The 22,689-nt window shown below is 59.9% G+C and carries 21 protein-coding genes, 1 tRNA gene and 3 pseudogenes; 16 read left to right on the forward strand and 9 right to left on the reverse strand.

All coding sequences use genetic code 11. The features are described from left to right. Nucleotides 1–150 precede the first annotated feature (150 nt). Both BFQ04_RS05025 and BFQ04_RS05030 read left to right on the forward strand, forming a co-directional pair. Entirely contained in the window at nucleotides 151–1,680 is a 1,530-nt protein-coding gene (locus BFQ04_RS05025; protein ID WP_065949849.1) for an NCS1 family nucleobase:cation symporter-1, read from the forward strand. Nucleotides 1,681–1,693: 13 nt separating this feature from the next. Continuing rightward, complete coding sequence (locus BFQ04_RS05030; protein WP_065949850.1) at nucleotides 1,694–2,422, forward strand: aspartate/glutamate racemase family protein; 729 nt, start codon at nucleotides 1,694–1,696, stop codon at nucleotides 2,420–2,422. A 32-nt stretch (nucleotides 2,423–2,454) separates the two neighbouring features. Here BFQ04_RS05030 and BFQ04_RS05035 read toward each other — a convergent pair whose 3' ends face one another. Further along, the gene (locus BFQ04_RS05035; protein ID WP_065949851.1) at nucleotides 2,455–3,384 is read right to left on the reverse strand and encodes a LysR family transcriptional regulator; all 930 of its coding nucleotides are present in this window, start codon (nucleotides 3,382–3,384) and stop codon (nucleotides 2,455–2,457) included. Nucleotides 3,385–3,490: 106 nt separating this feature from the next. On the opposite strand from BFQ04_RS05035, the gene BFQ04_RS05040 reads away from it, so the two are divergent. Next, the gene (locus BFQ04_RS05040; RefSeq protein WP_065949852.1) at nucleotides 3,491–4,237 is read left to right on the forward strand and encodes a 3-oxoacyl-ACP reductase family protein; all 747 of its coding nucleotides are present in this window, start codon (nucleotides 3,491–3,493) and stop codon (nucleotides 4,235–4,237) included. A gap of 144 nt (nucleotides 4,238–4,381) precedes the next feature. Here the strand turns inward: BFQ04_RS05040 and BFQ04_RS05045 are convergent, their stop codons facing one another. Next, nucleotides 4,382–5,068 carry an HAD-IA family hydrolase gene (locus BFQ04_RS05045; protein ID WP_065949853.1) on the reverse strand — a complete coding sequence of 229 codons (687 nt, stop codon included), beginning with the start codon at nucleotides 5,066–5,068 and terminating at the stop codon, nucleotides 4,382–4,384. Nucleotides 5,069–5,294: 226 nt separating this feature from the next. Here BFQ04_RS05045 and BFQ04_RS05050 point away from each other — a divergent pair, with 226 nt between their 5' ends. The 9 genes and pseudogenes from BFQ04_RS05050 to BFQ04_RS05080 all read left to right on the forward strand — a co-directional run bounded on the left by BFQ04_RS05050 (nucleotide 5,295) and on the right by BFQ04_RS05080 (nucleotide 10,607). Continuing rightward, nucleotides 5,295–5,537, forward strand: a complete 243-nt coding sequence (locus BFQ04_RS05050; protein ID WP_065949854.1) for a type II toxin-antitoxin system RelE family toxin — start codon at nucleotides 5,295–5,297, stop codon at nucleotides 5,535–5,537. Next, nucleotides 5,500–5,856: pseudogene (locus tag BFQ04_RS28280) on the forward strand (helix-turn-helix domain-containing protein). Before BFQ04_RS05050 ends, BFQ04_RS28280 begins: the two are co-directional and overlap by 38 nt. A gap of 49 nt (nucleotides 5,857–5,905) precedes the next feature. Next, on the forward strand, nucleotides 5,906–6,271 hold the full coding sequence (locus tag BFQ04_RS05055) for a DUF2784 domain-containing protein (RefSeq protein ID WP_065949882.1): 366 nt from the start codon (nucleotides 5,906–5,908) through the stop codon (nucleotides 6,269–6,271). A 54-nt stretch (nucleotides 6,272–6,325) separates the two neighbouring features. Beyond that, entirely contained in the window at nucleotides 6,326–6,904 is a 579-nt protein-coding gene (locus BFQ04_RS05060) for a DUF4337 domain-containing protein (RefSeq protein WP_065949855.1), read from the forward strand. A 269-nt stretch (nucleotides 6,905–7,173) separates the two neighbouring features. Further along, nucleotides 7,174–7,509, forward strand: a complete 336-nt coding sequence (locus tag BFQ04_RS05065) for a hypothetical protein (protein ID WP_057721162.1) — start codon at nucleotides 7,174–7,176, stop codon at nucleotides 7,507–7,509. Nucleotides 7,510–7,956: 447 nt separating this feature from the next. Further along, entirely contained in the window at nucleotides 7,957–8,226 is a 270-nt protein-coding gene (locus BFQ04_RS05070; protein WP_065949856.1) for a short-chain dehydrogenase, read from the forward strand. A gap of 533 nt (nucleotides 8,227–8,759) precedes the next feature. Continuing rightward, nucleotides 8,760–9,491, forward strand: a pseudogene (locus BFQ04_RS30290) (PAS domain-containing protein); the annotation flags it as partial. Nucleotides 9,492–9,539: 48 nt separating this feature from the next. Beyond that, a pseudogene (locus BFQ04_RS30295) lies at nucleotides 9,540–9,764 on the forward strand (methyl-accepting chemotaxis protein); the annotation flags it as partial. A 261-nt stretch (nucleotides 9,765–10,025) separates the two neighbouring features. Then, nucleotides 10,026–10,607: a DedA family protein gene (locus tag BFQ04_RS05080; protein WP_065949883.1), complete on the forward strand. Its 582-nt coding sequence runs from the start codon at nucleotides 10,026–10,028 to the stop codon at nucleotides 10,605–10,607. Between the two features lie 157 nt (nucleotides 10,608–10,764). On the opposite strand, the gene BFQ04_RS05085 is transcribed toward BFQ04_RS05080, so the two are convergent. Beyond that, nucleotides 10,765–10,854, reverse strand: a tRNA-Ser gene (locus tag BFQ04_RS05085). Nucleotides 10,855–11,174: 320 nt separating this feature from the next. On the opposite strand from BFQ04_RS05085, the gene BFQ04_RS05090 reads away from it, so the two are divergent. From BFQ04_RS05090 to BFQ04_RS05100, 3 genes are all read left to right on the forward strand, one after another. Then, nucleotides 11,175–11,867 (forward strand): crotonase/enoyl-CoA hydratase family protein, encoded by a 693-nt coding sequence (locus BFQ04_RS05090; protein WP_065895451.1) that lies wholly within the window; start codon nucleotides 11,175–11,177, stop codon nucleotides 11,865–11,867. A 212-nt stretch (nucleotides 11,868–12,079) separates the two neighbouring features. Beyond that, nucleotides 12,080–12,820, forward strand: a complete 741-nt coding sequence (locus BFQ04_RS05095; protein ID WP_065949858.1) for a lysophospholipid acyltransferase family protein — start codon at nucleotides 12,080–12,082, stop codon at nucleotides 12,818–12,820. A 69-nt stretch (nucleotides 12,821–12,889) separates the two neighbouring features. Beyond that, on the forward strand, nucleotides 12,890–13,861 hold the full coding sequence (locus BFQ04_RS05100) for a magnesium and cobalt transport protein CorA (RefSeq protein ID WP_065949884.1): 972 nt from the start codon (nucleotides 12,890–12,892) through the stop codon (nucleotides 13,859–13,861). Here the strand turns inward: BFQ04_RS05100 and BFQ04_RS05105 are convergent. The 3 genes from BFQ04_RS05105 to BFQ04_RS05115 form a co-directional block, all read right to left on the reverse strand. Further along, nucleotides 13,839–14,570 (reverse strand): amidotransferase, encoded by a 732-nt coding sequence (locus tag BFQ04_RS05105; RefSeq protein ID WP_065949859.1) that lies wholly within the window; start codon nucleotides 14,568–14,570, stop codon nucleotides 13,839–13,841. The genes BFQ04_RS05100 and BFQ04_RS05105 overlap by 23 nt on opposite strands. An 84-nt stretch (nucleotides 14,571–14,654) precedes the next feature. Further along, complete coding sequence (locus BFQ04_RS05110; RefSeq protein WP_065949860.1) at nucleotides 14,655–16,802, reverse strand: 3-hydroxyacyl-CoA dehydrogenase NAD-binding domain-containing protein; 2,148 nt, start codon at nucleotides 16,800–16,802, stop codon at nucleotides 14,655–14,657. 16 nt (nucleotides 16,803–16,818) lie between these two features. Then, nucleotides 16,819–18,024 carry an acetyl-CoA C-acetyltransferase gene (locus BFQ04_RS05115; RefSeq protein ID WP_065949861.1) on the reverse strand — a complete coding sequence of 402 codons (1,206 nt, stop codon included), beginning with the start codon at nucleotides 18,022–18,024 and terminating at the stop codon, nucleotides 16,819–16,821. 647 nt (nucleotides 18,025–18,671) lie between these two features. On the opposite strand from BFQ04_RS05115, the gene BFQ04_RS05120 reads away from it, so the two are divergent. Continuing rightward, complete coding sequence (locus BFQ04_RS05120; RefSeq protein WP_065949862.1) at nucleotides 18,672–19,478, forward strand: c-type cytochrome; 807 nt, start codon at nucleotides 18,672–18,674, stop codon at nucleotides 19,476–19,478. A gap of 127 nt (nucleotides 19,479–19,605) precedes the next feature. Here the strand turns inward: BFQ04_RS05120 and BFQ04_RS05125 are convergent, their stop codons facing one another. The 3 genes from BFQ04_RS05125 to BFQ04_RS05135 form a co-directional block, all read right to left on the reverse strand. Beyond that, nucleotides 19,606–20,409, reverse strand: coding sequence for a transglutaminase family protein (locus BFQ04_RS05125; protein ID WP_065949863.1), 804 nt, complete (start codon nucleotides 20,407–20,409; stop codon nucleotides 19,606–19,608). A gap of 38 nt (nucleotides 20,410–20,447) precedes the next feature. After that, entirely contained in the window at nucleotides 20,448–21,857 is a 1,410-nt protein-coding gene (locus tag BFQ04_RS05130; protein ID WP_065949864.1) for a circularly permuted type 2 ATP-grasp protein, read from the reverse strand. Nucleotides 21,858–22,309: 452 nt separating this feature from the next. Beyond that, a complete protein-coding gene (locus BFQ04_RS05135) occupies nucleotides 22,310–22,651 on the reverse strand; it encodes a ribonuclease E inhibitor RraB (protein ID WP_057721151.1) in 342 nt (113 codons plus the stop codon). Nucleotides 22,652–22,689 lie beyond the last annotated feature (38 nt).

A 22,689-nucleotide genomic window follows, 5' to 3' on the forward strand; every position in this document is an offset into this window, starting at 1 on the left:
AATAAAAAAGAAATTAGCTTCTAGTTTCATAGATCGAAAACTGGCACGCATGTGGCTTAGGAGTATTTACGCTTTGTATACAATAAATACAAAACCTACATACACTTTGCCATCTTCAGCACTGCTGCGGATGTGCTGGAGCCCGCCGGAATGCGTACAAGCCTCTCCCATCACGTCGCATTGGATCTGCCCTCCTCCGCTCTGAATCCCGAGGCCGCCCGCCCCGGCCCGCTGGTTCTCAGCCCACGCCTGCACAACAAGGACCTGGCGCCGACCAAGGCCGAAGGTCGTCGCTGGGGGCGCTACAGCATCTTTGCGCTGTGGACCAATGATGTGCACAACATCGCCAACTATTCATTCGCCATCGGCCTGTATGCATTGGGCCTGGGCGGTTGGCAGATTCTGCTGTCCCTGGGGATAGGGGCGGCACTGGTGTATTTCTTCATGAACCTGTCGGGGTACATGGGCCAGAAGACCGGCGTGCCGTTCCCGGTGATCAGCCGTATCAGCTTCGGTATACACGGCGCACAGATTCCGGCGCTGATCCGTGCGGTGATTGCGATTGCCTGGTTCGGTATCCAGACCTACCTGGCCTCGGTGGTGTTTCGCGTGCTGCTCACGGCGATTCATCCAGGGTTTGCCGACTATGATCACAACTCGATTCTTGGCCTGTCATCGCTCGGCTGGGCGTGTTTCGTGGCGATCTGGCTGGTGCAATTGGTGATCCTGGCCTATGGCATGGAAATGGTACGTCGCTATGAAGGATTCGCCGGACCGGTGATTCTGCTCACCGTGGCCTCGCTCGCCGGCTGGATGTACTTCCAGGCAGGCGGCCACATTGCCTGGTCGATACGCGAGCCACTGAGCGGCGGTGAGATGTGGCGCAATATCTTTGCCGGAGGCGCACTGTGGTTGGCGATCTACGGCACGCTCATCCTTAACTTCTGCGACTTCGCGCGCTCCTCGCCCTGCCGCAGGACGATCCTGGTGGGTAACTTCTGGGGCCTGCCGGTGAATATCCTGGTGTTCGCCGCCATCACCGTGCTGCTGTGCGGCGGGCAGTTCCAGCTCAATGGCCGCGTGATCGAAAGCCCGACCGAAATCATCGCCGCCATTCCCAATACTTTCTTCCTTGTGCTCGGCTGCCTGGCCTTCCTGATCGTCACGGTGGCGGTGAACATCATGGCCAATTTCGTCGCCCCGGCGTTTGTACTGAGCAACCTGGCGCCCAAGTACCTGAACTTCCGTCGCGCCGGGTTGATCAGCGCCACCGTGGCGGTGTTGATCTTGCCGTGGAACCTCTACAACAGCCCGTTGGTGATCGTGTATTTCCTTTCCGGGCTGGGCGCACTGCTGGGGCCGTTGTATGGGGTGATCATGGTCGACTACTGGCTGATCCGCAAAAGCCAGGTGGATGTGCCGCAACTGTACAGCGAAGACGCGCAGGGGGTTTATTACTACAGCCGGGGCGTGAACCTGCGCGCGGTAGCGGCGTTCGTGCCGGCAGCGGTGATTGCCATCCTGCTGGCACTGTTGCCCGGGTTTGCCAGCGTCTCGCCGTTCTCCTGGCTGTTTGGCGCCGGTATTGCAGGGTTGCTGTACCTGCTGATCGCCAAGCGTCAGCCGTTCTACGCCGACGTCAGCGGCGAAAGCATTGCCGTCGATAACGTCAGTCATTAAACAAGGACTTTCCATGCGCATCCTCGTGGTCAACGTCAACACCACCGAATCCATTACCCAGACCATCGCTGAGCAGGCCAGAAGCGTGGCCTCGCCGGGCACCGAGATTGTGGGGCTGACCCCCTACTTCGGCGCCGAGTCGGTGGAGGGCAATTTTGAAAGCTACCTGGCCGCCATCGCGGTCATGGACCGCGTAATGGCCTACGACCAGCCATTTGATGCAGTGATCCAGGCCGGCTACGGCGAGCATGGCCGCGAAGGCTTGCAGGAGCTGCTCAACGTGCCGGTGGTGGATATCACCGAGGCTGCGGCCAGCACGGCAATGTTCCTGGGCCATGCCTACTCGGTGGTGACCACCCTGGACCGCACGGTACCGCTGATCGAAGACCGCCTGAAACTCGCCGGCCTGTACCAGCGCTGCGCCTCGGTGCGGGCCAGCGGCATGGCGGTGCTGGCGTTGGAAGAAGACCCAGTGGCGGCCATGGAAGCGATCGTGCGCCAGGCGGAACTGGCCATCCTTGAGGACAAGGCAGAAGTGATCTGCCTGGGCTGCGGCGGCATGGCCGGGCTGGACGAGCAGATTCGCCAGCGCACCGGGGTGCCGGTGGTGGATGGGGTGACGGCGGCGGTGACGATCGCCGAGTCGCTGGTGCGGTTGGGGTTGTCGACGTCCAAGGTCAGGACCTATGCGACGCCAAGGCCGAAGAAAATCCTGGGCTGGCCCGGCAAGTTCGGCCACTGAAGATCAAGCCCCTCCCACACTTGGAACTCTGTTTACTTTGCGACCGCACTGAATCTGCGGCCCAATTGCTGCTCGGCAAACTGCTCAATCACAAAATCCACAAACGCCCGGGTCTTGCCGGGCAGCAACTTGTGTTCGGCATAGTAGATGCAGATATTGCCGTCATCCACATACCAGTCCGGCAACACCCGCACCACCGCACCGCTGTCGAGGAACGGCACGGCCATCGGCAGGCTGACCAGCGCAATGCCCAGGCCCTGGGCGCTGGCGCAGCAGGCGGCTTCGGAATCACTCATGGTCATGGCGGGCTTGAGCAGCAGCGGGCTGTGCTCGCGCTCGCGGTGGGTCAGTTGCCATGAACGCACCCGGCCTGTCTGCGGCGAACGTATCAGGATGCCGTGGCAACGCGACAAATCCTCGGGCGCACGCACTGCGGGGTGTTGCGCCAGATAAGCCGGCGACGCCACCAGCACCCGGTGCGCCGGGGTCAATGTGCGCGCCACTACGCCCTGGGGCAGTTCAAAGCCACCGCCAATGGCGGCGTCGAAGCCCTGGCCGATCAAGTCCACCTGGCGGTTATCGAAGTGCCAATCCGGGCTGATCGCCGGAAAGCGCCGCATGAATTCACCCAGCAACGGCACCACATACCGATTGCCGAATACCGTGCCCATGCTGACCTTCAGCGTGCCCGCCGGGCGCCCCTCGGCGCTGGCCAGATTGGCCACGGCGTTCTGAATCGTGGTGAGGCTACCGCTGACTTCGCCCAGGAACAGCTTGCCGGCTTCGGTCAGGGTCAGGCGTCGGGTGCTGCGCTGGAACAGCCTGACGCCCAGGCGTGCTTCCAGCTTGGCCACGCTTTTGCCGACTGCCGCCGGCGTCAGGCTGAGGTGTCGTGCAGCCTCTGCGAAGCTACCGCCCTCGGCGCTACGCACAAAGCATTCGATACTGCCAAAGCTCTCCATGAACCACCACTCTAAACTTTTGGTTTACACAGACTATAGCAATCTCGCTCTACCGGCCTGGTCGTGTGAGGCCGATACTCGGCTCATCAACTACTTGGAGATCGACATGACTACAGCAACCCTCACTGGCAAAGTCGCCTTGGTTCAAGGCGGTTCCCGCGGCATCGGCGCCGCCATCGTCAAGCGCCTGGCCGCGCAGGGCGCTGCCGTTGCCTTTACCTACGTCAGCTCGGCCGACAAGGCGCAAGCCTTGCAGGACAGCGTGATCAGCGCAGGCGGCAAAGCCCTGGCGATTCAGGCCGACAGTGCCGATGCCGCGGCGATTCGCACTGCGGTCAACGCCACCGTCGAGGCCTTCGGGCGCCTGGATATCCTGGTGAACAACGCCGGCGTGCTGGCTATCGCTCCGCTGGCGGACTTCAAGCTGGAAGACTTCGACCAGACCCTGGCGATCAACGTGCGCAGCGTCTTTATTGCCACCCAGGAAGCCGCCAAGCATATGAGCGAAGGTGGCCGTGTGATCAATATCGGCAGCACCAACGCCGAGCGCATGCCATTTGGCGGCGGTGGCCCCTACGCGATGAGCAAGGCGGCGCTGGTGGGTTTGACCAAGGGTTTGGCACGAGACCTGGGACCACGGGGGATTACCATCAACAACGTGCAGCCAGGGCCGGTGGACACGGACATGAACCCGGCGAACAGTGAGTTCGCCGAGAGTTTGATCGGGTTGATGGCGGTGGGGCGCTATGGCCATGTCGAGGAGATTGCCAGTTTTGTGGCCTATCTTGCCGGGCCGGAAGCGGGCTATATCACCGGTGCCAGCCTGACCATCGATGGGGGGTTCAGCGCATAGTTTATTGCAGAACTACAAACCAAATGTGGGAGGGGGCTTGCCCTAATGCCGTCTGAAGGAGCGAGCTTGCTCGCTCCTACGAGAGGGCGGTGTACGCTTAACTGACTGGCAAGTCCCCTCCCACAGTTTCAGACCGATGTTGAATCAGGCCATGGGTGGCAAGCCATAGGCCGCCAGATCGAAATCCGCCAGTTTGCGGATGATCTGGTCGGCATGCTGATATTTACTGTCAGCCATGGCTTCATCGGGCACGGCGATGGCGGTCATGTGCGCCGCTTTCGCCGCCGTCACGCCGAACGGCGAGTCCTCGAACACCAGGCAATCCTCAGGCGCCACGCCCAGGCGGCGCGCGGCGGTGAGGAAGATATCCGGCGCGGGCTTGGCGGCGCCGACCTCCGGGTCGTCGGCAGTGACGATGGTGTCGAACAGGCCAAACCATTCACGGTGCAACGTCGTCTTGTGGCCGAACGAATTGCGCGACGAACTGGTGCCCACGGCAATCGGAATGTTATGCGCTTTTAAATGCCGCACCAACGCCTCGGCGCCGGGCATGCCCAGGGCCTTGGGGAAACGCTCGCTCATCAGCGGCTCGCGAATCTCTAGAAACTCAGCTGGTGTGATCGGCAGGTCCAGCGCCTTGACGACATAGTCGGCCAGGTCCTGTGCACCGCGCCCGATGATGTGCTGCTTGATGCTCCAGTCATAGGTGCGGCCGTAGCGTTCGGCAATAATTTGCGTGACTTCGGTGTAGATGCCTTCGGTATCCAGCAACAACCCGTCCATGTCGAAAATCACAGCCTTGATCGGGACAGCGGTACGCGGTGCGTTCATCACAACAGAAACCCTGGGGGAAGACTAAAGGATTCAGCACAATAGCGGGCCCGGCTGCCTGCGAGCAACCTCGGTGAAACCTCGATAGGTCATTCATACCACGCAACAGTTTTACCTGCAGGCGTGCGCGGCGTCTGTCTAGAGTTTGTGAGCGAATAGCGATCAGCTTTCGACCGTGATCTAACAATGCACCTTGCAAACCTTATAAAAGACTTATTACCCTCCAATGAATTCGATCCACTGGACCCGCAAATCGGTCAAACAACTGCTTCGGCTGCATACCTACCCTCAGCAACAGGTACGCAATGCGGTATCAGCGCTTGAGCGCATGCCCGATGCAGTCAACGTCAAAGCGTTGGTTAACCATCCACACGGCTATCGGTTGTGGGTGGGTAATTATCGCGTCCTTTTCGACTGCGACGGCGACATCCATGGGGTCAGCATTCAAGAGGTCAAGAAACGTGACTAACGACCCTACTGCCGTACAGATCATCCACAATATCGAGGGCAAGCCAGCCTTTGTGGTGATCCCCTATGAACATTATCTGGCCCGGTAAAAGGACCCGAACCTGATTCCTCACGCTGTCGTCAGCCGCCTGGTAGATGGAGCGACACCCATACGGGCCTGGCGCGAGCACTTGAACCTCACCCAGGATGAAGTTGCCAAGCGCCTGGGCATTTCACAATCGGCATTCGCCCAGCAAGAAGCGGTCACCAAACCACGTCGAACCACGCGGGAAAAAATCGCCAGGGCCGTTGGCATAAACGCCTGTCAACTTGAGTTATAACTTCATCTCCAAAGCCCGCGCCTTCGACGCCCTCAAAGCGAACCCAAGCATGCTCTACCGTTTAGCCGCCGACAGCCTGGTGCTGTTCCATTTATGCTTCATCCTGTTTGTGTTGTTCGGTGGCCTGTTGGCGCTCAAATGGCGACCGCTGATCTGGCTGCACCTGCCCGCAGCCGCCTGGGGCGTTGCCGTCGAGGTGTTTCACCTGCCCTGCCCGCTCACCCGCTGGGAAAACCTGTTGCGCCATTTGGCCGGGCAAGACGGTTATGGCGCAGGCTTCATCGAACATTACCTCCTCGCGCTGATCTACCCGGCCGGGCTCACGCCGCAGATCCAGCTAGGGCTGGGCGCGCTGGTGCTGTTGATCAATATTGCGGTGTATGGGCACCTGATCCGGCGTTATCGACAGGCTTGAGACAGCCGCACTGGTGAAGAATCAGGCTCCCTCTGCTCCCTCGTAGACGCCGCCATGTCCGAAGCCTTCGAAGTCCCCAGCCCCCACGAAAAGCACCTCGAACACACCACCGAACAGGCCCACGGCCGGGGCGACACCTTCGCCAGCCGTATCGCGGTGATGACGGCCATCATGGCCACCGTTGGCGCCATGCTCAGCTACCAGGCCGGCTCCAGTGAAAGCGAGGCGGCGATGGACAAGAACAACGCTGCGATCATCAAGACCGAAGCCGCCAACCAGTGGAATTACTACCAGGCCAAATCCAGCCGCCAGAACCTGGCGGAGCTGGCCACGCATATTCCCGGCGTGGATGCCGCCCACTACAACGATGAAATCCAGCGCTATAAAAGCCAGAAGGAAGAGGTGCGCAAACAAGCCGAGAAGCTTGAAGCCACCTCCCTGGAATGGGACCGCAAATCCGAACAAGCGCTGCACCAGCACCATCGCTGGGCCCAGGCGATGACGGCGATTCAGATCGCGATCTCACTGGCGGCAATTACCTTGCTCACGCGCAAGGAATGGCTCAAGCGCATGGCGTACACGGCCGGCGGTGTGGCCGTGGTACTCGGCGGCCTGGCGTGGCTGCACCTCTGACCGAGCGCGGGCAAATGTGGGAGGGGGCTTGCCCCCGAAGACGTCGGCCCAGCAAACATTGATTTTGGTTGACCCACCGCTATCGGGGGCAAGCCCCCTCCCACAGGGGATCTGCGCTTGACTGACTGGCATTGGGGCTTGCCCCCGATGGCCGCCTGATTGTCGCCATAAAATGAAACCTGGGCGCGCTGATTTCAATCCGCCACCTGAGCGATTAAAGTGTCGCGCCTCGAGAATTGGATCTCGAGATTCAGTCCATGGAGTTTCTTGTGAAGTACGTCAGCAAAGTAGTTGCAGCAGCCGTTCTTGGTCTCACCCTGGCAGGTTGCACCGGCACCGCCATGAAAACCCAGCAATACGACGCCAGCCAATACACCGTGCTCGGCCACAGCGAAGCCAGCGCCACCGGCATCATGCTGCTGGGCGTTATCCCGATCGGCCAGAACAGCCGCTTCGTGCGCGCTCAGGATGCAGCCATCAAGGCCAAAGGCGGCGACGCGATGATCAACACCCAAATCCAGGAAAAATGGTTCTGGGCCTGGGTCCTCAATGGCTACACCACCAAGATCTCCGGTGATGTGATCAAGTTGAAAACCGCGCAATAAGTATCAGGTTGCCAGAGCGCTGAGCCTGGCAAGCGAGGTTTCATGGGCCTGACGCCAGAGGATGGCCCATGAACCTCGGTATCCGTTACGCCCGTCTCGCTGACGCTCAATCCTGAACCAGTTCTTACGCTGTGCGGGTTTGGGCAACGTCCTACACGCCTTGCAGAAATGCGGGGCTCCCGCTTGAAAATCACCCTGCCTATAGTCACCCGGTCACTCATAGGGTGACCGGGTTTGGCGACTCGACGATAAATCGACAGAAGTGTCCCAGCATATTTGCGGGATGCTTCTACGCGCAATAAGCTGCTCGACGGTAGCTGTGCGCGGGAGACCTTCGGGTCTGCCGGTTTTCCGATTGTCCCGGTTCGCCAACCTGCGTACAGCTGCCACCCTTTTGTTTGGCGACAAATGTGTGGCTGCTTTCCTCTGACAACCGGAGTTGCACATATGAACCACTACATAGCCCTCACCAACAACGACAGCGCCACCCCTGCCCTCTTTGTCGACACCACCGCGCCGCTGGAAATACTTCTCGACGCTGCAACCTATCGACTTCGCGCCGTTACCCAGGTCCTTGAGAACCTCGCACTACGCAGTGACATCAGCAGCGATGCTGTCGTACTCAGCGATTTCGCACTGCTGTGCTCAATACCATTGCGCGATGGATGCGATTTGCTGGACGTCATAGGGCGGCGGATGGACATGCCTTGCGCCTGACCTGAATCGCCGGATTTTCAGATCGCAGAAATAACGAAGCCCCTGATTCTTCGCAGTATCAGGGGCTTGTTTACTTTTCAAGCGACCGCCGCACGCCTGGAGCGTTAAGGACCACCGATCTCCAGGGCACGCTCATCAGATCATGTACAAATCAAAAATCCTGTACAGTTTTTTTTGCTCATGACGATATAGATGGCAAGGTGCCATGGATCGGGCCCGCAACATCTACGAGTCCAATCTTCATGATTAATTTCTTCAAAATGCGCCGTGATCGTCGCGCTATTCAACAATTGGTGGCTGCAATCACCCGCCGGGTACCGCCACAAGTAGACGGGTGTGCTGAACGCGCTGCCGTGCTTGATGCCTGGAAAGCTTTTGACTCCCTCGATCGCGACGCCCAGTCCCGTCTACATGCGCTTGAGCAGGAATTGGAGGCAGCCCGTGAGCTGCTTCGCGAAGCTGCGTTGTCCGCGCATGCCCACGAGGTCCGATTTGATCTTGTGAACCGCGCCTCCAGCGAAGGGCTCTGGGATATGGAGGTCGTCGCCGGCGACCCGGTGAATCCCAAAAATCGCTTTTGGTGGTCTCAGCAACTGCGAAACCTTCTGGGGTTCAAAGATGAGCGCGATTTCCCAAATGTGTTAGCCAGTTGGGCTGACCGCCTGCATCCACAGGACAAGCAAGCCACGCTTGACGCTTTTGCCCGCCATCTAAACGATAAGTCCGGGCACACGCCGTATAAGGTAAAAAATCGCCTCGCGATGAAGGACGGTTCCTACCGTTGGTTCTATGCCCAGGGAGAAACCTTACGGGATGATCGGGGGATGCCTCTACGCGTCGCGGGTTCACTGCGTGATATCCATGATCAGCTTGAGCGAGACCAGGAGCACGACGTCATCATCACCCGATTTGAACTGGCCAGGGAGATGCTCTCGGACGGTTTGTGGGATATGGAAGTCATCGCGGGAGACCCGGTCAATCCAAAGAACCCTTTCTGGTGGTCTCCCCAGTTCCGGCGACTGCTTGGATTTGAAACGGTGGAGGAGTTCCCGGACGTTTTGGACAGCTGGGCATCCCGGCTACACCCGGATGATAAGGAACAAAGCCTCAACGCATTTGGTGCGCACCTGAACGACCGATCAGGTAAAACGCCCTTTGATATCGAGTATCGCCTGAAGATGAAGAGCGGTGAGTATCGGTGGTTCAGAGCGCGAGGTCAGACCCGGCGCGACTCCAGCGGCTCACCGCTTCGGGTAGTAGGTGCCCTTGTGGATGTCCACTTGCAGCATGAGCAGGAGGCGTTACGACACAAAGAGGTTAAGCACCAGCGGACGCTTGAGGACAACATCGCTCAATTGTCACAGATCGTCGGGACGATTCAGAGCATTGCGAACCAGACAAATCTGCTGGCACTGAACGCGGCGATTGAAGCTGCGCGCGCGGGCGAAGCGGGTCGTGGCTTCGCGGTCGTTGCAGACGAAGTTCGCAAGCTGGCAACGCGTACCACTGAAGCGACAGAACAAGCTGCCGGGATGATTGCTCGCTAAGTACCGTTTTAGTAACGCTCACCACCCACGTTTGCCTACCTATATTTTCCCTGCCCTGGTGCCTGCTGTCTAATCCGCAGCAGGCATCCAACGGCCATGAACGCGCGCATTCATCCCCCCTCCCGTATGACCGAATAGAACGGCGGCCAGAAGCACTGGCCACATTGTCGAAACCTTTTGCTGGCGGATACCTCAAAGGAAACGCGAAGAATCCGGCGCGGCCTTTCCGTGCCAAGCGACAAGGAATACGCCGTGCTCGAACATCTTGATCTAAATGCGCTGATCGCTGGCTACGGCTACTGGGTAATCTTCCTGGGCTGCCTGCTCGAAGGCGAGACCGTTCTTATCCTGAGCGGAATGGCTGCGCACCAGGGCACTTTGCAAGTGCTGCAGGTGATCGGGTGGGCCACTGCAGGCGGGATACTCGGCGATCAACTGCTATTTTGGACCGGACGTTATTCCGGGCAGCGCCTGCTGCCCAAACTCAAGCGTCACCAGTCAGCCATCAAACGGGTAGAGAACCTTATCCATCGCTATCCGACGACCTCGGTATTCAGCGTGCGCTTTCTCTACGGCATGCGCCTGGTGGGGCCCATCGTGATCGGTGCCAGTGGACTATCGCCTTGGAAGTTTGCCCTGATCAATGTGCCAAGTGCGGCAATCTGGGCCACCCTGTTCGTCGGCGCCGGCTATTGGGCCGGCGAAGCATTGCAGCATTTCTTTGGCGACCTGAAGCCCTATCGCCTGCCGATCTTCCTCGCGGTGGTAGCGCTGGTGTCCCTGGCGGCAGGGGTGCGGTATTGGCGAAGACGATCCAAAGCGTCGCACCGCTGAGACAGGAGCTGCTGATGTAGCGGCTCGCCCGGGTGTGTCGACGCATAGCGCCTGTATGCCTGGATAAAGCGCTACAGAGTCCGGATGGGGGCAGATGGCGGGACAAAACCAGCAGGCACAAAAAAGCCCCGTAAAACGGGGCTTTTTCGTAACAATGTGGCGGTGAAGGAGAGATTCGAACTCTCGATACAATTTCTTGTATACACACTTTCCAGGCGTGCTCCTTAAGCCACTCGGACACTTCACCGTATCTCGGCAAACCAGTTCAGTCTGTCGAGGCGCGCTAATGTAGTCGAAAGCCTTTCTGATGGCAAAGGTTTTTTTCAGAATTTTCATGCGGTTAGACGGTTATGCCGGAACAGGGTCTGCGGGCGATGGTGATTGCGCCAATCTCGGGCATGGATCGGGATGGTCTACGCTGGCTATTGTGCCCTGCTTCAGGCGCTCTGCTGCCGGCTGTGAAGCAAAAGCCTGACTGGGCAGTCAGTCACGGCGCTTTACCCGCGCGGGCGCGCTGGGTAACGTCTGCTGCATTCTTCCATAACAAGCCCTATAAGGAACCGCGTCATGAGTGAGTTGATTGCCTACCACCTCGAAGACGGTATCGCGACCCTGACCCTGAGCAATGGCAAAGTGAATGCCATTTCTCCGGCAGTGGTCAGTGCGTTCAATGCGGCGCTGGATCAGGCGGAGCAGGATCGGGCAGTGGTGGTCATCACGGGCACGCCGGGGATTCTGTCGGGTGGTTATGATTTGAAAGTGATGACGGCCGGCCCCAAAGAGGCCATCGGCCTGGTGACGTCCGGTTCGACGCTGGCGCGGCGCCTGTTGTCGCATCCGTTTCCGGTGATCGTGGCGTGCCCTGGGCATGCTGTAGCCAAGGGGGCGTTCCTGCTGCTGTCGGCGGATTATCGGATTGGCGTTGAGGGCCCGTTCAGCATTGGCCTCAATGAAGTGGCGATCGGCATGACCATGCACCACGCCGGTATCGAGTTGGCGCGCGATCGTCTGCGCAAGTCGGCGTTTCATCGCTCGGTGATCAATGCCGAGATGTTTGACCCGCAAGGCGCCTTGCAGGCGGGCTTCCTGGACAAGGTGGTGGCGCCGGAAGAATTGCACGCGGCGGCATTGGAAGCGGCGCGGCAGTTGAAGAAGATCAATATGAACGCGCACAAGCAGACCAAGCTGAAGGTGCGCAAGGCGCTGCTGGAGGCGTTGGACGATGCAATTATCCAGGATCAAGGTCACGTGCTGATGTAATGCCTGAACCTACGGTGCCAAAGCCCGACCTTGAGTCGGGCTTTTTCTTACAGACAAAGCCTAAACAGCCCGCGCCGCTCTAGACAGGCGTTATCGGCCTATGTTGAAACATGCGCTTAAACATCGCCCATCTCCTACGTCTTTAGGGGCAATTGCCGAATACAGTGCACATCCGTACACTGCGCCACCTTTTGTCCCGATGGGTCGTGTCGATGCTTTTTCTGTTACGTATGTTGTTGATGGGCCTGCACTTTATGCTCGCCGGGATAGTGGGCGTGCTTATAGGGGTATGCCGCCCGTTCAATCCTGACAACAGTCGCCTCTGCGCGCGCCTCTATGCACTGCCCGCCATGTGGATATTGCGCTTGAAGGTGATGAAGGATGTCGACTCCCTGCGCAACAAGCCCGGTACCTGCGTGGTGATCGCCAACCATCAGTCCAACTACGATCTGTTCGTGCTGGGCACCGTGGTGCCGCACCGCACGGTGTGCATCGCCAAGAAAAGCCTGAAATGGGTGCCGTTGTTCGGCCAGTTGTTCTGGCTGGCCGGCAATGTGCTGATCGACCGCGGCAATGCGCACAAGGCACGCCGTGCCATGCTCACCACGACCCGGACCCTGCAGCATGAAGACACGTCCATCTGGGTATTTCCGGAAGGCACGCGCAACCTGGGCAAGGGTTTGTTGCCGTTCAAAAAGGGCGCGTTCCATATGGCGATTGCGGCGGGTGTGCCGATCGTGCAGGTGTGTGTCAGTAATTACGTCACGCATATGCGACTTAATCGCTGGAACAGTGGCGATGTGCTCATACGTTCGTTGGCGCCGATTCCTACTGTGGGGATGACGGCGGACGACGTTCCGGCGTTGATGCAGGCGTGTCAGGCGCAGATGGATGCGTGCATTGCGCAGATGGATCACGAGCTGCAAAGCGCTGGAGCGCCTGCGTCTTTGTGAGCCACAACGGAACGCCATTCACGCTAAGCTGCCCAACCTCTGTCCTATTGATAAGAAGTGATCAGCACCATGGGTAGAGTCGTTGCGGCCGCCGTCTACAGCGCCGGAAAGAAAGTCACGGATATCACCCTCGACGAAGGTGCGGCCTGGGCCGCCAAACCCGGCCACTTTGTGTGGATCGGCCTGGAAGAACCCAGCGCCCAGGAACTGAACAACCTGCAACGCCAGTTCAACCTGCATGAACTGGCGATCGAAGACGCCATGGAAAAACACAGCCGCCCGAAGCTGGAAACCTTCGGCGACGCGCTGTTTATCGTCACGTACTCACCGGTGCGCGAGAACGGCAAGCTGGAGTTTATCGAGACCCATATCTTCGCCGGCAATGGCTACATCATCACCGCCCGCAACGGGCATTCGGCGTCCTACGGTTTTGTGCGCCAGCGCTGTGAGGCGCGTCCGTTGTTGCTGGAGCATGGGGAAGATTTCGTACTCTATGCCTTGCTGGATTTCGTCACTGAAAACTACCAGCCGGTCAGCGAAGCGATCCACGCCGAGATCGATGAGTTGGAGCGCAACGTGCTGTGCAGTTCGCTGAGCGAGCGCGATATCCAGAACCTCCACGGCCTGCGCCGCGACGTGCTGCGGCTCAAGCGCTACGTGGCACCGATGGTGGAAATCAGCCAGGAATTGCAGAAGCTGAGCTTTCCGTTTATCGACAAGAACATGCGCCCCTACTTCCGTGACGTGCAGATCCACGTCACGCGGCAGATGGAAGACCTGACCACCCTGCGCGACATTGCCAGCCAGACCATCGAGCTCGGCGTCCTGCTGGAGGCCTCACGCCAGAGTGTGGTGCAGCGCAAGTTCGCCGCGTGGGCGGCGATCCTCGCGTTCCCCACGGCGGTGGCGGGGATTTATGGGATGAATTTCCAGAACATGCCCGAGCTGCAATGGCACTACGGCTACTTTGCAGTGCTCGGGTTTATTGCGGTGGGCTGCACCAGCCTGTGGGCAAGCTTCAAGCGTTCGGGATGGCTTTAGGTGTGTGTGCCACAAAGCGCATCATCCACTCCGCCACGGTCGCACCGTGGTGGTCGCGCTCAAGGCTGGCCACGCCGTTGGTGTAGACCTTTTCGCCCAGGGTTGTCTGAAGAATCTCGAGCAATTCGCGGGAATAGTCCTGAACGAATTCCGGGTGGCCCTGGAAGCACAACACCTGGTCACCGATGTGATACGCCGCGATGGGGCAAAACTCACTCGAGGCGATGACCGTGGCATTTTCCGGCAAGGTGGTGACCTGGTCCTGATGGCTGATCAACAGCGTCAGCTGCGGCACTTCCGGGCTCATCCAGGGCGCCTTGGCATCGAGTTTGTAATCGTGGATGCCCATGCCCCAGCCCTGGCTGGCGCGTTCGGTCTTGCCACCGAGCAGCAACGCCAGCAACTGGTGGCCGAAGCAGATACCCAACAGCTTGTCGCCGCGCTCATAGCGCTGCAGCACGTAGGTCTTGAGGGTCTGGATCCATGGGTCGGTGCCGAACGAGTCTGCCTTGCTGCCGGTAATCAGGTACGCGTCAAACACTTCGTCATCCGGCGGGTATTCACCCTGCACCACGTTGTACACCACAAACTCGGCGGCAATCGGCTGCCTGGCGAACAGGCGCTTGAACATCTGCCCGTAGCCTTGGTACTGATCGATCAGGCCCGGACGCAGGATATCGGTTTCCAGGATGCAGACGCGTAGCGACATAAAAAATACCTGACACGGCGATGGGAATATTGAACACCCCAGAGCGTGCCTTGAAAGGTACATGCAAAGCAAGCCCCTGGTTGATCAGCAAAAGGTTGCGCCTTGTGCCGCTTTCTCGAGCAACAACGCCGGTGGCGCGAAACGCTCTCCGTACTGCTCTGCCAGATAGCGCGCCCGGGCGATAAAATCGTTCAGGCCGTACTGGTTGATAAACTGCAGCGCGCCGCCACTCCACGCCGCAAAGCCGATGCCGAAGATCGAACCGATATTGGCCTCGGCGGTGGACAGCAACACGCCCTCCTCCACACAGCGCACGGTTTCGATGGCCTGGATAAACAACAAGCGATCGCGCACATCCTGGGGCGAAATCTGTTTATCGGGCTGTTCGAACCGCGTCTTGAGTTCGGGCCACAGATGCTTCCGGGCGCCTGCCGGATAGTCATAGAAACCGCCCCCCGCGGCTTTGCCCGTGCGCTTGTGTTCGTTGACCAGCAGATCGATCACCGCCGTCGCCGGATGGGTCGGCGCTGCCTTGCCCTGCGCTTGCAGGTCTTTGGCGGTTTGCTGTCGGATATGGCTCATGAGGCTGAGGGACACTTCATCGGACACCGCCAGCGGCCCTACCGGCATACCGGCCTTGCGCGCTTCGGTCTCGATCATCGGCGCGGCCACGCCTTCGCCGAGCATGGCGATGCCTTCGTTGGTGAACGTGCCGAATACCCGCGAGGTGAAGAAGCCGCGGCTGTCGTTGACCACAATCGGGGTTTTCCTGATTTGCAGTACGAAATCGAAACCCCGCGCCAGGGTTTCGTCACTGGTGTGAGCGCCCTTGATGATTTCCACCAGAGGCATCTTGTCCACCGGGCTGAAGAAATGCAGGCCGATGAATTTGCCAGGGTCGGGCACCGCGCTCGACAGGCCGCTGATGGGCAATGTCGAGGTGTTGGACGCGATCACCGCGTCTGCACCGACCACGCGTTGCGCGGCGGCCGATACCCTGGCCTTGAGTTCGCGGTCTTCAAACACCGCTTCGATCACTAAATCACAGCCGGCCAGGTCGGCGTCATCCTCTGTAGGGTGAATCCGCGCCAGGATGGTTTCCTGCTGCTCGGCGGTCAGTTGCCCACGGCTGACTTTCTTGTCCAGCAACGCCGCCGAATGGGCCTTGCCCTTCTCGGCAGCGGCCAGGTTGATGTCCTTGAGCACCACGTCGACACCCGCACAGGCACTGACGTAAGCGATGCCCGCCCCCATCATGCCGGCGCCGAGTACGCCGACCTTGCGCGTCACAGACCGCGCACAACCTTGTGGTCGTGAGCCGCCGGCGTTGATTTCATTGAGCTGGAACCAGAACGTGCCGATCATGTTTTTCGCCACCTGACCGGTCACCAGCTCGGTGAAATAGCGGGTTTCGATCAGGTGCGCGGTGTCGAAATCCACCTGGGCGCCTTCCACGGCGGCGCAGAGGATTTTCTCCGGCGCCGGGAAACAGCCCTGGGTCTTGCTGCGCAGAATCGACGGCGCAATGGCGAGCATCTGCGCGACTTTAGGGTTTGACGGCGTGCCCCCGGGCATCTGATAGCCCTTGTTGTCCCACGGCTGCCTGGCCTGCGGGTTAGCCAGGATCCAGGCGCGCGACTTGGCCAGCAGCTCATCGCGATCTCCCGCCACTTCATCAATCAGGCGCGCCTGCAATGCCTGCGCCGGCCGCACTTTCTGACCTTCCAGCAGATACGGCAGGGCTTTTTCCAGACCCAGCAAACGCACCATGCGCACTACCCCGCCACCGCCCGGCAGCAGGCCCAAAGTGACTTCCGGCAAGCCGAGCTGCACGGACGTGTCGTCCAGCGCGATGCGGTGATGACAGGCCAGGCAAATCTCCCAGCCACCACCAAGGGCCGCACCATTGATCGCGGCCACCACCGGCTTGCCGAGGGTTTCCAGGCTGCGCAGTTGCGCCTTCAACACGCCTACGTCGGCGTAGAACGCCTTGGCGTGGGCTTTGTCGACCTGGATCAGCTCATTGAGGTCGCCACCGGCAAAAAAGGTTTTCTTGGCCGAGGTAATGATCACCCCGGCCAGGGTGTCCTTCTCCGCCTCCAGGCGCGCAATGGTGGCCGCCATTGCCTCACGGTAGGCCGCGTTCATGGTGTTGGCGCTTTGGCCGGGCATGTCGAGGGTCAGCACCACGATCTGGTCCTGGCCTTTTTCGTAACGAATGGCGTCGGTCATGACAGTGTCCTTGGGCTCAGAGGCGTTCGATGATGGTGGCGATGCCCATGCCACCACCGACACACAGGGTGGCCAGGCCGTAGCGCTGCCGACGCACCTCCAGCTCATCGAGCAAGGTGCCGAGGATCGCGCAGCCGGTGGCGCCCAAAGGGTGGCCCATGGCGATCGAGCCGCCATTGACATTGACGCGGGCGGCGTCGATCCCCATGTCCTTGATGAATTTGAGCACGACCGCCGCGAACGCTTCGTTGACCTCGAACAGGTCGATGTCCTCGACGCGCAGGCCGGCTTTGGCCAGCGCCTTGCGGGTCGCCGGTGCAGGGCCGGTGAGCATGATGGTCGGGTCGGTGCTGGTGACGGCCGTGGCGACAATGCGCGCCCGTGGCTGCAGGCCCAGTTCGCGGCCCTTGGCCTCGGAGCCGATCAACATCAGCGCGGCGCCGTCCACGATGCCGGAGCTGTTGCCCGGCGTGTGCACATGGTGGATGCGTTCCACATGGCTGTAGACCCGCAGTGCGGTGGCGTCAAAGCCCATTTGGCCGATCATTTCGAAGCTGGGCTTGAGCTTGCCCAAGCCCTCAAGGGTTGAGTCGCCGCGAATGAATTCGTCATGGGCCAGCAGCACGATGCCGTTCTGGTCCTGCACCGCGATCAGCGACTTGTTGAAGGAACCGTCTGCCCGCGCCCTGGCGGCTTTCTGCTGGGACTGTAGGGCAAAGGTATCCACGTCCTGGCGGGTGAAGCCTTCCAGGGTAGCGATCAGGTCGGCACCAATTCCCTGAGGCGTGAAGTGACTGTGCAGGTTGGTTTGCGGGTCAAGTACCCAGGCGCCACCGTCACTGCCCATCGGCACGCGGGACATGGATTCGACGCCGCCGACCACTACCAGGTCTTCAAAACCGGAGCGTACTTTCATCGCCCCCAGGTTTACGGCCTCCAGGCCCGAGGCGCAGAAGCGGTTGATCTGCACACCGGCGACGCTGACGTCCCAGTCCGCGACCAGCGCGGCAGTCTTGGCGATATCGGCGCCCTGATCGCCCACCGGGGTGACGCACCCGAGGACGATGTCATCCACCTGGCGGGTGTCGAGGTCGCTACGCTGCGCCAGTGCGGTGAGCAGGCCGGCGACCAGGTTCACCGGCTTGACGCTGTGCAGCGCGCCGTCGGCCTTGCCCTTGCCACGGGGCGTGCGTATCGCATCAAAGATCAAAGCTTGGGTCATGATGTCCTCGAACCACAATGGGCGTATGCCCTTACCTTAGGCCCGATTGACACGGTTTCAATGACGGATGCGCTCAATGCTTTTGACCCCCTCGCTCGGACGAACGGTAGGCAGCTATGGGAAACCCCGGGTTAATCGTTTTAGCTGTCTAGCCTTGGGGTTGGCGCCAGGATGGCACTAGGCCTCATGCCGTTTTAAGCAGGAAACGTAATGAGTTGATATGAAATGGATCTATGCGCCGAAGAACGAGGGCTCTAAGGTGGAATCTGTAAGAAGCTGCTGCCGGGTTTTGCTGGAGCGGCTGTAAGAAAAGTGTCACGCCAGATCGCGATACTGAATTAACCGGCACGCATTTGACGCTCAGGAATAACAACAAAAGGCAGTCAGCCATGTTCAAACATTCGAAAGTACGTCAGGCGGGACTTATTCTGTTCGCCACCACACTGATTCTGATCTTGCCCAATTTAACCAAGGTTATCGGGTGACGACGCACGCTACCTGTTGCGTGCACCCACAGCATCGGGACTGCAGCTTTTGGCAGCACCTGCCGGGACAATGCGTATAGCGGTCCCGCTGCGGGGGCTGTCTTTTTGCGTGCGGATTTGAGGTATCGTGCCTCTCTCGCCACTTCGAACCCGGGCTTCCCCTTGAAATTGATCCTCGCCTTTGTTGCCGTGCTGCTGGCCTTGCCCGCGTGGGCGGCGCAATTGACCGTTGAACTGGACCACGCCAGCAAGACCTGGCAGACCACGGACCTGCTCAAACACCCCGACGCGCAGACGGTGCAGATTGTCGATGATGTTTCCTACAAGCGCACCATGACCTATCGCGCAGTGCCCCTGGCGGCGCTACTGCCGGGCCTGACACCTGGCAGCCATCTGCAAGCGGTCGCCCTTGACGGTTTTGCCGCCGAACTGGCCGCCGCGCCGCTGTTGGAAAAAAACGGCGCCCGCGCCTGGCTCGCGGTGGAAGACCCGGCCCACCCCTGGCCCGCCCTGGCGCAAGGCAAACCGAGCGCCGGGCCGTTTTATCTGGTGTGGACCGACCCGCAGGCAGGGCGTGTCAGCCCGGAGCAGTGGCCGTTCCAGATTTCCAGGATCAAGCAATTACAGACGGTCGCCGAGCGTTTCCCCGCACTGTTACCCGACCCTGAGTTGCCGGCGGATGACCCGGTCAATCAAGGCTTTGCGCTGTTTCAGAAGAACTGTCTGGCCTGCCATCGCCTGAACGGTGCCGGTGATGCACAAGTGGGGCCGGATCTGAATATTCCCTACAACCCCACCGAGTATTTCAGCGGCGATTTCCTCAAGCGTTACATTCGTGACCCACAAAGTCTGAGGCACTGGCCGCAGGCGAAGATGCCGGCGATTGCGACCAGCGTGTTGCCGGACACCGAGTTGGATCTGCTGGTGGCGTACTTGCAGCATATGGCGGGGCGCAAGCAGAAGCCTTGAGGCTTACACAGATCACATGTGGAGGGGGCAAACCCTAATACCCGTTGTAGGAGCGAGCTTGCTCGCTCCTACAGACGGTATCAGGGCAAGCCCCTCCCACATTGGAATTGCATTATCAGGTCTCTGATTATTGCTGTTGAACCGAAATCAACGGGGTCGGCGCCACAAACACCTTGGCATGCATCTGCTCATGCCCGCCCCCACGGCGCATGCCGCGCACCGGGCAGGCGTCCAGATAGTCCAGGCCCACGGCCAGCTTCAAGTGCCGCTCCGGCCGGGCCAACTGGTTGGTCACATCGAAACTGTACCAGGCGTCGTCCAGCCAGGCTTCGGCCCAGGCATGGCTGGCCAGGTGCGTGCTGTCTTCGGTGTACAAATAGCCTGATACATATCGCGCCGCAATGCCCAGGCTGCGCGCGCAGGCCAGGAACGCATGGGTATGGTCCTGGCAGACGCCCGCGTGGCCGGCGAAGGCTTCGGCCGCGCAGGTGTCGACTTGGGTGGCGCCCGGCGTGTAGCGCATCGATTGGTTCAAGGCCTGCATCAGGTCGATCAAGGCCGTGCGGTCGCGCCGCTGATGGCAGTGCTGCCGGGCAAAACTGCGCAGGGCTTCGTCGGGCTCGGTCAGGCGCGTGCAGCGCAGGAACGGGAAGGCCGATTGGCTCTCGTGTTCGGCCTCGAGCAGCTCGTCGATATCCACCTGGCCACGGGCGCCGATAATGATGGAGTCGTGAGGTTCGTCCAGCGTCAGCACATGCAGAATATTGCCGAACGGGTCCAGTTGCGCCCGCACAGGGCGCGGCAGGTCGAGCTGCCAGCTGAGCACGTGCTGGCGCTCGCTGTCGTGGGGCGTCAGGCGCAGATACTGAATGCTGGCGCGCACCTGATCTTCGTAGTGGTAGGTGGTTTCGTGGCTGATGGAGAGTCTCATGCCGCCTCCAGGTGGGAACAGTTTTTAAGCAACACAGATCAATCCTCGACCACCCAGGTGTCTTTGGTGCCGCCGCCCTGGGACGAGTTGACCACCAGCGAACCTTCGCGCAGCGCCACGCGGGTCAGGCCACCGGGCACTACGCGGGTTTCCTTGCCGGACAGCACGAACGGGCGCAGGTCGATATGCCGTGGGGCGATGCCGTTTTCAACAAACGTCGGGCAGGTGGACAAACACAGGGTGGGTTGGGCGATGTAGGCGTGGGGCTTGGCCTTGATGCGTGCGCGGAAGGCTTCGATTTCCACCGCCGTGGACGCCGGGCCCACCAGCATGCCGTAGCCGCCGGAGCCTTGGGTTTCCTTGACCACCAACTCGGGCAAGTTGGCCAGGACGTGGGACAATTCGTCGGGCTTACGGCATTGAAACGTCGGAACGTTCTGCAGGATCGGTTCTTCATCCAGGTAAAAACGGATCATCTCGGTGACGAAGGGGTAGACCGATTTGTCATCCGCCACCCCGGTGCCGATGGCATTGGCCAGCACGACATTGCCCGAGCGGTAGGCGGCCAGCAGGCCCGGCACGCCGAGCATCGAGGCCGGGTTGAAGGCCAGCGGGTCGAGAAATGCATCGTCGAGACGGCGGTAGATCACGTCCACCCCTTTGGGCCCGTCGGTGGTGCGCATGAACACGCGATCATCGCGCACGAACAAATCGGCGCCTTCGACCAACTCCACGCCCATTTCCCTGGCGAGGAAGGCATGCTCGAAAAACGCGCTGTTGAAGCGCCCCGGGGTCAGCACCACCACGCTGGGGTTATCCAGGGGGCTGGCGCTTTTCAGGGTGTCGAGCAACAGGTTGGGGTAATGATCAATCGGCGCGATACGCTGGGCCGCGAACAGCTCCGGGAACAGGCGCATCATCATCTTGCGGTCTTCGAGCATGTAGCTGACGCCGCTCGGCGTACGCAAGTTGTCTTCCAGTACGTAGTACGTGCCGTCGCCATCGCGAACGAGGTCGACCCCGGAGACGTGGGCATACAGATCACGGTGCAGGTCCAGGCCCTGCATCGCCAACTGGTATTGCTCGTTGGCCAGTACCTGTTCGGCGGGAATGATCCCGGCCTTGATGATGCGTTGTTCGTGGTACAGGTCGGCGAGGAACATGTTCAGCGCCTTGACCCGCTGGATACAGCCGCGCTCGACCGTTCGCCATTCGCTCGCCGGGATGCTGCGGGGGATGGTGTCGAAGGGAATCAAGCGCTCGGTCCCCTGCTCGTCCCCATACAGCGTGAACGTGATCCCTGCACGATGGAACAGCAAGTCAGCCTCGCGCCGACGCTGGGCCAGCAGTTCAGCAGGGGTGTCGGCCAACCAGCGGGCGAACAAGCGGTAATGAGGCCGGACCTGCCCTGCTCCATCGTACATTTCATCGTAATAAGTGCGAATCATGCCGTACTCCTTGTCACCCGGACGCAAGGACCTTCGCAAGGCCCGTGCCAGCGGCATAAACACTTAAAAATCAGAAAGCTGCACTACTAGGGAATTTTCACTGCACCGTCCTGGTGCGCGGCATGACCGGAGCCTGGACGCACGCTTCATGGCAATGCGACCTCTGACTATCAACAGCATAGTCAGAGTTGATTTCACTGCCCGCCTACACCTGCGGATAATCGTCTCCATCAGCTGAAAAGGACATGTCCTACAGCTAAACCCTCTGCACAGCCAGTACCGTGTCAACTCGTGTATTGATCAGCTCCTCGATCTTCCCTTTCAGCCACCCTATTCGGGTGGCTTTTTTTTGGGTGCACGCACAGCGCGATGCAAGTGCCGAACACTTACGGCAGCCCAAACAAAATCGGCCGACCCAAAGGTCAGCCGATGCGCTGTGTTGCTCATAAACGCTACATGGGTAACCCACGCACCTCCTGCTTGACGCCCCAGCCTTCGATGATCCCGCCAAGCGGCTCTACCACTGCCTCAAAGTCCTGCTCGAAGTCTCCTATACCGTCGTAGGTTGCAGACATGATTTTGCTCAGTTCCAGGTACCAGGCACCGTCGTCGCGTGCACTGACCTGGGCGTTCAGCGATTCTCCACGAAATCGACCCGCAGCCCTGCGCGCCCGTTCTTCATCAGGAAAAATGGCGTAGAACTCGATGGGGTGAAAGCGTGAGAAGTCGAAGCCGCCTTCTTTCATGCGACGCAGAACGTTGGTGCTGATGTCTTCTTGATAGGCTGTGCTCATGAAACGTCCTCCTCAGACTGATGGATAGACTTTCCGTG

It is taken from the genome of Pseudomonas sp. 37 R 15 (assembly GCF_900004865.1).
GTDB classification, from domain to species: domain Bacteria; phylum Pseudomonadota; class Gammaproteobacteria; order Pseudomonadales; family Pseudomonadaceae; genus Aquipseudomonas; species Aquipseudomonas fluorescens_AM.